The organism is Thermodesulfitimonas sp. (genome assembly GCF_052743955.1).
This window is the reverse complement of sequence record NZ_JBRAIN010000066.1, coordinates 3231-10213: the sequence shown is the minus strand read 5'-3', so window position 1 is coordinate 10213 and position 6983 is coordinate 3231. Positions and strand designations below refer to the sequence as shown.

The 6983-nt window shown below is 60.2% G+C and carries 9 protein-coding genes; all 9 read right to left on the bottom strand.

Annotation, left to right across the window (positions count from 1 at the left end; genetic code table 11):
- Positions 1 to 698: 698 nt before the first annotated feature.
- Entirely contained in the window at positions 699 to 1973 is a 1275-nt protein-coding gene (locus tag ACUVTA_RS06795) for a DUF4829 domain-containing protein (protein WP_445952204.1), read from the bottom strand.
- Complete coding sequence (locus tag ACUVTA_RS06790) at positions 1967 to 3469, bottom strand: TolB family protein (RefSeq protein WP_445952203.1); 1503 nt, start codon at positions 3467 to 3469, stop codon at positions 1967 to 1969. Before ACUVTA_RS06790 ends, ACUVTA_RS06795 begins: the two co-directional genes overlap by 7 nt.
- 75 nt (positions 3470 to 3544) lie before the next feature.
- Positions 3545 to 4675 carry an ATP-binding cassette domain-containing protein gene (locus ACUVTA_RS06785; RefSeq protein WP_445952202.1) on the bottom strand — a complete coding sequence of 377 codons (1131 nt, stop codon included), beginning with the start codon at positions 4673 to 4675 and terminating at the stop codon, positions 3545 to 3547.
- 22 nt (positions 4676 to 4697) lie between these two features.
- Positions 4698 to 5054 (bottom strand): hypothetical protein, encoded by a 357-nt coding sequence (locus tag ACUVTA_RS06780; protein ID WP_445952201.1) that lies wholly within the window; start codon positions 5052 to 5054, stop codon positions 4698 to 4700.
- A 51-nt stretch (positions 5055 to 5105) separates the two neighbouring features.
- Positions 5106 to 5264 (bottom strand): hypothetical protein, encoded by a 159-nt coding sequence (locus tag ACUVTA_RS06775; RefSeq protein WP_445952200.1) that lies wholly within the window; start codon positions 5262 to 5264, stop codon positions 5106 to 5108.
- A 181-nt stretch (positions 5265 to 5445) separates the two neighbouring features.
- The gene (locus ACUVTA_RS06770; protein ID WP_445952199.1) at positions 5446 to 6027 is read right to left on the bottom strand and encodes a DUF6036 family nucleotidyltransferase; all 582 of its coding nucleotides are present in this window, start codon (positions 6025 to 6027) and stop codon (positions 5446 to 5448) included.
- Positions 6024 to 6254 (bottom strand): hypothetical protein, encoded by a 231-nt coding sequence (locus tag ACUVTA_RS06765; RefSeq protein WP_445952198.1) that lies wholly within the window; start codon positions 6252 to 6254, stop codon positions 6024 to 6026. Before ACUVTA_RS06765 ends, ACUVTA_RS06770 begins: the two co-directional genes overlap by 4 nt.
- A gap of 65 nt (positions 6255 to 6319) precedes the next feature.
- Positions 6320 to 6733: a PH domain-containing protein gene (locus ACUVTA_RS06760; RefSeq protein ID WP_445952197.1), complete on the bottom strand. Its 414-nt coding sequence runs from the start codon at positions 6731 to 6733 to the stop codon at positions 6320 to 6322.
- Positions 6730 to 6870: a hypothetical protein gene (locus tag ACUVTA_RS06755; RefSeq protein ID WP_445952196.1), complete on the bottom strand. Its 141-nt coding sequence runs from the start codon at positions 6868 to 6870 to the stop codon at positions 6730 to 6732. Before ACUVTA_RS06755 ends, ACUVTA_RS06760 begins: the two co-directional genes overlap by 4 nt.
- Positions 6871 to 6983: the final 113 nt, after the last annotated feature.

Sequence of the window (6983 nt, the reverse complement as noted above, 5' to 3'; positions counted from 1 at the left end):
TCTCAAGTCCAGGCCCCTGATCCTGCTTGCCACCCAAAACGGAACAAGCCCAAAAATTCCCTGCACTATCAGCAGGATAACTTGAACTAAAAGGCAAATGTACGAGACCTCACTCCTTTGCGCGGGAGTCGGCTGCTTCTTTTGAAGCAGCCGCCGAGGTTTCTTCTTCTTTCATTACCCCCTCGGTTACTTACTAAAAAGTACACTACCACGTCAAAGCCAAAACCACGTGTCATAAGCTATCTTTTGCACCCACTCGCACTCCGCCCGGGGAACACCTTCGTATCTTTATTACTACTATTACTACCGGCGCAGAACGCCTTTGTCCGCTGGCTTCTTTACAACCGGGGCCGTGCCCCGTCATCCTTTGCCCTCCTCCTGCGCTTCTCGCTGAAACTTCCGGAAGAGATCCGCACGCTTTACGTTGGAGGGCGTCCTCATAACCCTGGGCGAAGCCGTTCAGGAGTAACTCCGCGTTGTACATCTTCGTCCGCACTTCCCTCTCCGCAAACGAGGCCGGCTTAAAAGTGATCCTTTTCGGCGATCTGTTGTAATCCACCCCTGAGCGATTTTGAGGATGGTTAGTGGTAGTGTACCGCCCATATCTGCGGCCCATGCTCTGTCCTCACCGGCTGTTTGGGAGCAACGCAGGCTCAGTAATCAAGGAGTATCCTGGTTCACGCTGTCCTCTTCCAGACCTACGGCCCCGTGCCGATGCCCGCGATCCGCCAACCGGTGCGCTCCGTTTCTTTCTTGAGACTGAAAAAGAGCACGTGACGGCCGTTCTCCATAGTGACGGCCTTTCTGAACCGCAGGTCCACTTCCACCGCGTACCGCCGCGTGTCCGGCGCTACCGGTTCAAGAGGTTCTTTCAGCTCTTTGATGGTCAACACCCTGGCCCGCCGGATGTTCTCCATCCCATCGAGACTGCCGCTTTCGTAGGACGTGTTGTAAAGCCAGTTGTTGTCTATGTTCAGAAAGAGGTACCCCGTCAGAAACTCCCTGGTCTCGCAGGCGCGGGCCAGGTGGTAGTCGCGCCGGCTTATCGCCGCGTAGTAGGTGCGGATTACCTCCTCCGGCCCCAGCGCGGCCAGCCTGCGCTCCGTCGCGTCGTCGTAATCGATCACGCCCGCCATCCACTGCGCGAAGGTACGGCCGGTGATCTCTTCCAGGCGCCGGCCCTTGAGCGAGCAGGCAAACCCGTAGTGGCGGCCGGCGTCGAGCCAGGCGCCAACGATGCGGCCTTCAACCTTCACCACCACCGCCCGCCCGGCCCAGCGGCGGGGATCCATGAAGGCCGGCAGGGGTTCGACCACTTTGTACAGGGCGACCTCTGCTTCGCGCCCCAGGTAAGGCGCCAGATCAAGGCCGGTGTCCCTGTTCAGCTCGTTGTTGTACGCCCAATAGAGCACTACGGGGAACTCGCCCGCCCGGTGGACGAACCGGTGGGGAAGCTTTACGGTGCCGGAGTTTATCCGAAAGAGCGGCGTCCACCCGTACCCCTTCAGGAAGGCGGCGTCCGCCCTATCTACCGCGCCAGAGACGCGCCGGTAATCCGCGAGGCTGAAGAGAAGCCCGTTGAACGCGGGCGGCACTTCCACCCACCGGCCGTCAAGCTCCACGTAGCCCGGCCCTTCGGGATCCCACGCGTTGCACAGGTAGGGGTAGCGCCTCGTTTCCCCGGCGGCTTTTCCCGCGCCGACACGGAAGGAAAGGTAGTGCCTGTTCGGCGGCGGGTCGGGCAGGGCAGCCGGCTTCGCCGCGTCGAGCTGGCGCACAAAAAACGCGACTGTCGCGGGGTCGGCCACCTCCGCCACGGGACGCAGCCCGCGGGGTTCATCATCCCATAGCCGCAGGCCCGTGACACGCTGGGAATCCGCCCGGAAGGAGAACTCCTCCGGCGCCGGACCGCAGCCGGCTAGCAGCGCCGCCAGTACAAGGAGCAGCAAACCGGTCGCTACATTTCTTACCACCCTCGCCCCTCCCCATCTATAAAGCGCAGCAAGGCGGTGAGATCCCGGATGTGTTTTGCAGCCAGGAGCTTCTTCGCTTCCGGCGTGCTCTTCGCCGCCTTGATGAGCACAGCGTCGGCAACACCCGGCCAGTAGGCAAAAAGCTCGTCCCAGGCCACGGCGCCGTAATAGCCGAAGGTAAAGTCTTCGGTCAGGGGTCCGATGCTCTCTACCACCTGCCGCAGGCCGCTGCCGTCGGGCTGGACCAGCCATAGGCCGGCGCACTTCTCGCCGTCCAGCCGCACAAAAAGTATCTGCCGGCCGTCGGCTGAAAAGAGCGGCCGTTCGTCTCGGTACGCCGGGTCGCTGGTGAGCTGGCGCGGCTTTCCGCTACCGGTATCCACCGCCCAAAGCTTCCGGCCGGCCAGGACGCGGCGCACCGCCGCCTCGTCTCCACCTAGGTCTTCAAGCACCGGGCCGGCACTGTAAACCAGGAGCTTGCCGTTAGGGGAAAAGGCGGCGTCCACTACCGCTTGGCTTTCCGGGGAGACGAAGACAAGCTTGTTCGTCTGCAGATAAAGCATGCCAAGACGCTTGTTGGTCCACGTTTCCCGGCCCCCGCCGACGATTACGGCCATCTGGTTGAAGTGATGGCTGGTTACGAAGGAGCTCGGCCGCACCAGGATGACGTCGTTGACCGGTTCCAGTCCCCTCTCACCCACCAGAACATCTGCGCAGCGCACGGCCTCCCCTCCAGCCGCGTTGACTGTGTAGAGGGGCAGGCCGTCGGCCTCTAGAGAGGCGGACAGCGGTCCCAGCCAGAACAGGATCTGCTCCCCATCGGGCGACCAGCCGGCTAAGCGCGGCACCTCGCCCACCACGCCACTTTCCCGGTCGAAGCGCAAGCGGGAGGTGTAGACCCGTGCCACACCGCCCGAGGCGGCGTCTACCTTCCAGATGCCTGCCGGAGTTGCCTCGCTTTCACCCACTTTCATCCACTCAAAAGCCACCCACTTACCGTCTGGCGACCAGGCGATGCGGCCAAAGTCGGAGCGGGACTCCCGCTTCACCAGGACGCGGAGCCCATCCTTCCCCGGCTCGCCCGCGCAGAGTTCCCCGCCCGCGGTGAAGGCGAAGGCGTCCGCCGCCGGGGACCAGGCGAACTCACGTACGCCTTGCGCCACGCGGCGAGCCTCACCTCCATCGATCCCGACCAGCCACAGTTCTTCTCCTTTGCGGAACAGCAGCCACCTACCCGTCGGCGACCAGGCGGGGCGGGAAATGTTCTCCCCGGCGGCCAGATGCCTCGCCTTCCCGTCCGGCAAATCTTTGACCCAGAGCTTTCCCTCGGCCACCCAGGCCACCCTGCCGGCAGCGGGCGGCTTTCCTGCGCTGAACTCGGAAATCCTCCACCGCACCGCCAGGACGCCGAGTACTGGTGCCCCGAGGACCAAAATCAAAACCGCCAGAAGACCAAGTTTTTCCCAGATGCCGCGCCTGGCTTCTCTCTCCCCCAATTATTACAAAACGCTCCTTTCCGGGCTGCCGGCCGGTGGCAGGCCCGGACGGCGGCCCATTTCTCATCCTTTCCGTTACCCTTCCCGCAACTCCGGTTTTGCCAGGACCATCCTGTTTACCGCTTCCAAGAAAGCCTCCGGCTCCACCGGCGACAGCAGGTAAGGGTCGCCGGGGGCAGTCTCTACCCGCACCATCCGGTCCCAGCAGGTGGCGTAGACTTTCGCCGTGCCATCGTCCGGGAGAGCGAAAAGGCCGGCGTAACCAAAATACCCGGGAAGCCAGGTAAGCCCGACTCCCGGTTTAGCATATCCTGCTGTCTTCACGGACTTGATTTCGCTTGCGGGAATGAAGTGGGAGCTTGCCGGAGCACGGATGGTTATTCCCTCCGGCGATACTATGTAACAGCGCGGCGAAAACAGAATGCCCAAAACCCACCACCAGAGCCCGCTAAGTAATGCTATAACTGTCAGTGGGCCGGAAAGCAATCTTGCCGTCCTGTCAAAAGGCGCGACCCGAAAGCTGATATCCTTTTCGGTCCTGTAGAGCCATTTCCCTCTTCGTGACAGCATTTTCCACGTCAGGTAGGCCATTGCTCCTACCCAGTGGGTCAACGCTTCTTCGGCAATTGCCAGGATGAGGGTGGCCATAAAGACCGTCACGCCGCTGCTGGCAAGCGCAAGCAGCAGGTCCTTCAGCTTCCGGGCGCTCGGTGGGTCAAGCCCCACCAGGGGTTCGTCCAGAATAAGAACACGGGGTTCGTGTACCAGCGCCGCTGCCACGGTGATCTTCTGCCGCATACCCCGGGAGTAGGATTGGAGAAGGTCGCCTGCATGTTTTTCAAGACCGAAGAGGTGCAAAAGCTCCGCGATCCGTTTCTGCTTGACACTTGCTTCGATCCGGTAAAGGTCGGCGATGAAGGAAAAGAACTCCCAGCCGGTGAGTTTTTCGTAGAAGACGGGCTCGTCGCGTACATAGCCGAGGAGCATCTTCGCCCGGACCGGCTCCTTCCAGACGTCGTGGCCGCAGATCAATGCCCGGCCGGCGGTAGGGCGCAAAAGCCCGGTGAGCATCCGGATGGTGGTGGTTTTTCCCGCGCCGTTGGGCCCCAGGAAGCCGAAGATTTCCCCTGGTGCCACCTCGAGGTCAAGGCCGTCCACGGCGGTGAATCTGCCGAAGCGCTTGGTGAGTTTTTCTGTTTTGATCATTCCTGCTCCCCCGAAAAGCGGTTCACTTTTCCGCCGGTACCCGCAACTCCACGGTACGGCAGTTGGGGCAGGCCCAAACCTCCAGCGGAATCATCTGTTCGCCAAGCTCCGCCCATTCGCCGAAGATCAGCTTCCAGCCGCCGCTGGTACCGCCGGAGCGGAACTTTTCGACGCCAAGGAGTTCCAGGCCGCGCGAACAACGGAGGCAGGAGCTGCCTCCCGGTGCGCTTTGCGCCACGACCGGCGAATGCTCCCTGAGCCGCCATTCACGGCCCCTGCTTAAAGATTTGGCGATAAGATAAACGGCAAAACCAAAAACAAGTACCAGTAAAATAAAGTGAAGAATTTGAGTCAGCAGCGTCGCGTTGAGTTCCAACACAGTTTTTCACCTCTTCCTGGGCTTTTTATCTTTGATAATACATATACATCCCTACGGGCCGGTGCCGGCCGAGACGACGGACCAGCCCGCAGCCGTCTTTTTGAGGTAAAAGAACCTTAGCTCCATACCCGTTGTGTTACCCCGGAAACCCTCTACGATGAACTGTTGCCCATAATTGCGGTCCACGTAGTCGGTCGGGGTTATCTGCAAATTAAAGGCTTCGATTGGCGATTTCCCCTTAAAAAAACATACTTCCGGATCGCCAGTTCGGGCGTGGGGGAGGGGGAAGACAGGTAAAGGAGGCTGGCGAACAAGCCTATCAGTAAAACAAGGGTGAGCGAGATGCTGATTTTTCTGCCGTTTCGCATGGTTGCTCTCTTTCTGCGAGTTTTTAGCGCTGCCGGCGTGCCCGCCTGACGGCGGTCTCGAAGTGGCTTAAAATGTGGCGTTCCGGTAAGGCAGTCGCAAATTGCCGCAGCCAGCGGCGGATATATTTGAGGTCTATCCGGCCTTGCTGCCGTATGAGAATACGTTCCACATCTTCGAGGTCTCGCGGGCGTCCCGCCACGCATTTATGAATGATGAGGTCCTCGCAGCTTATTAAACGCACGTTTCTACTACCCGGCCATTTCACCGTCACGGCCCGCGCCATAACCTCCGATTCGTAACCGGGAATACCCAGAGATATGTCTATGGGACAGCCGTTGCTGGCGGTAAGAAGCAGCACCCGCGACCGGCGGGCAAAAGCGGCTGCGTCGGGAATCCGGGGCTTGAAGTGCTCCACAACCTTTCTTGAAAAGCCTTCTTCATTGCCGACCATAACGGTTATATCCACATCACGGGTTAAGCGCGGTTCGCTCCAGTGTTGAACCGCCAAACCCCCGATGATGACGTAGGGAATTTGCTCCTCTTCAAGGAAAGTAACGATTTCTATAGCCGCCTCTAATAATGCAGGATGCACCTGTTGTGTCATCTTTTTTGCTTCTCCGCCAGGCGGGATACGGCCTGACGCATAGCCAATAAAACCGGTGATGGTTGGTCCTGATCGGGCCACGCGACCGGCCAGGAAGCAAGACCGAGATATATCCGGAGCGCGGTTTCCTGGTCGAGCTGCAACAGCCAGCGCCGCCGTTCTTCCGCGATTATTTTTTCTGCGCGCTGTTGGCCTTCCGCCCAGCGCCGGACATCATGGGGCTGCATAGATTTCCCTCCGCAGCATTGAATCTATCCTTCATTATACCATCCCGGCTGGAACCGGCTGAATGCTAAATTATCCCACCGAAAGCATTTTCTTTACCGCCTCCACGAAGGCAATCCGGCTCCGCCGGGGAAAGAAAGTACGGCTCCCGCTCCGTCTCCAGCACCACCATCTCGTTCTCCCAGGAGGTGGCGTACACCCGGATCCACCCCAGGCGCTCCACCTTGAACCGGCCGAAATAACCGAAGAACCCCCACGGCGGGTAGAAGCCCAGCCGGACGATGGCGAAAGGCGGGCCGGGAAAACGCTGCAGCGTAACGTTTGTAACGTGGCGGTAAGGAATATACACCGGGCGAACAAGACGCCTGGCGATCATTACCCCTTCCGCATCCAGGATGTAAGCCACGGGCGCAAAGGCTAAGAGAACGGCCATCAGCAAGACTGCGGCAGATGCGGGCAGAAACCACCAGAGGAGCATCATAACTCCCAACCCGAACGCGGCCCCGTCTGCCGCATCTTCACGGAGGCCGGAACGAGTTCGGAGACCGCAAACCACGCGCAAAAGGCCAAGATGACGGAACCCAGCCTGGCCAGCACAGCACCCGCCACACGCTTCACGCTGTTTACCACTCCTTTACCTAAAACCTCCCAGCAGCCTGCCAGGCGGGGGCTTCCTTGAGTGCGCCTGGAATGGAGACTGCCCCTACCTGCCCTGCTTCACCAGTTCTTCC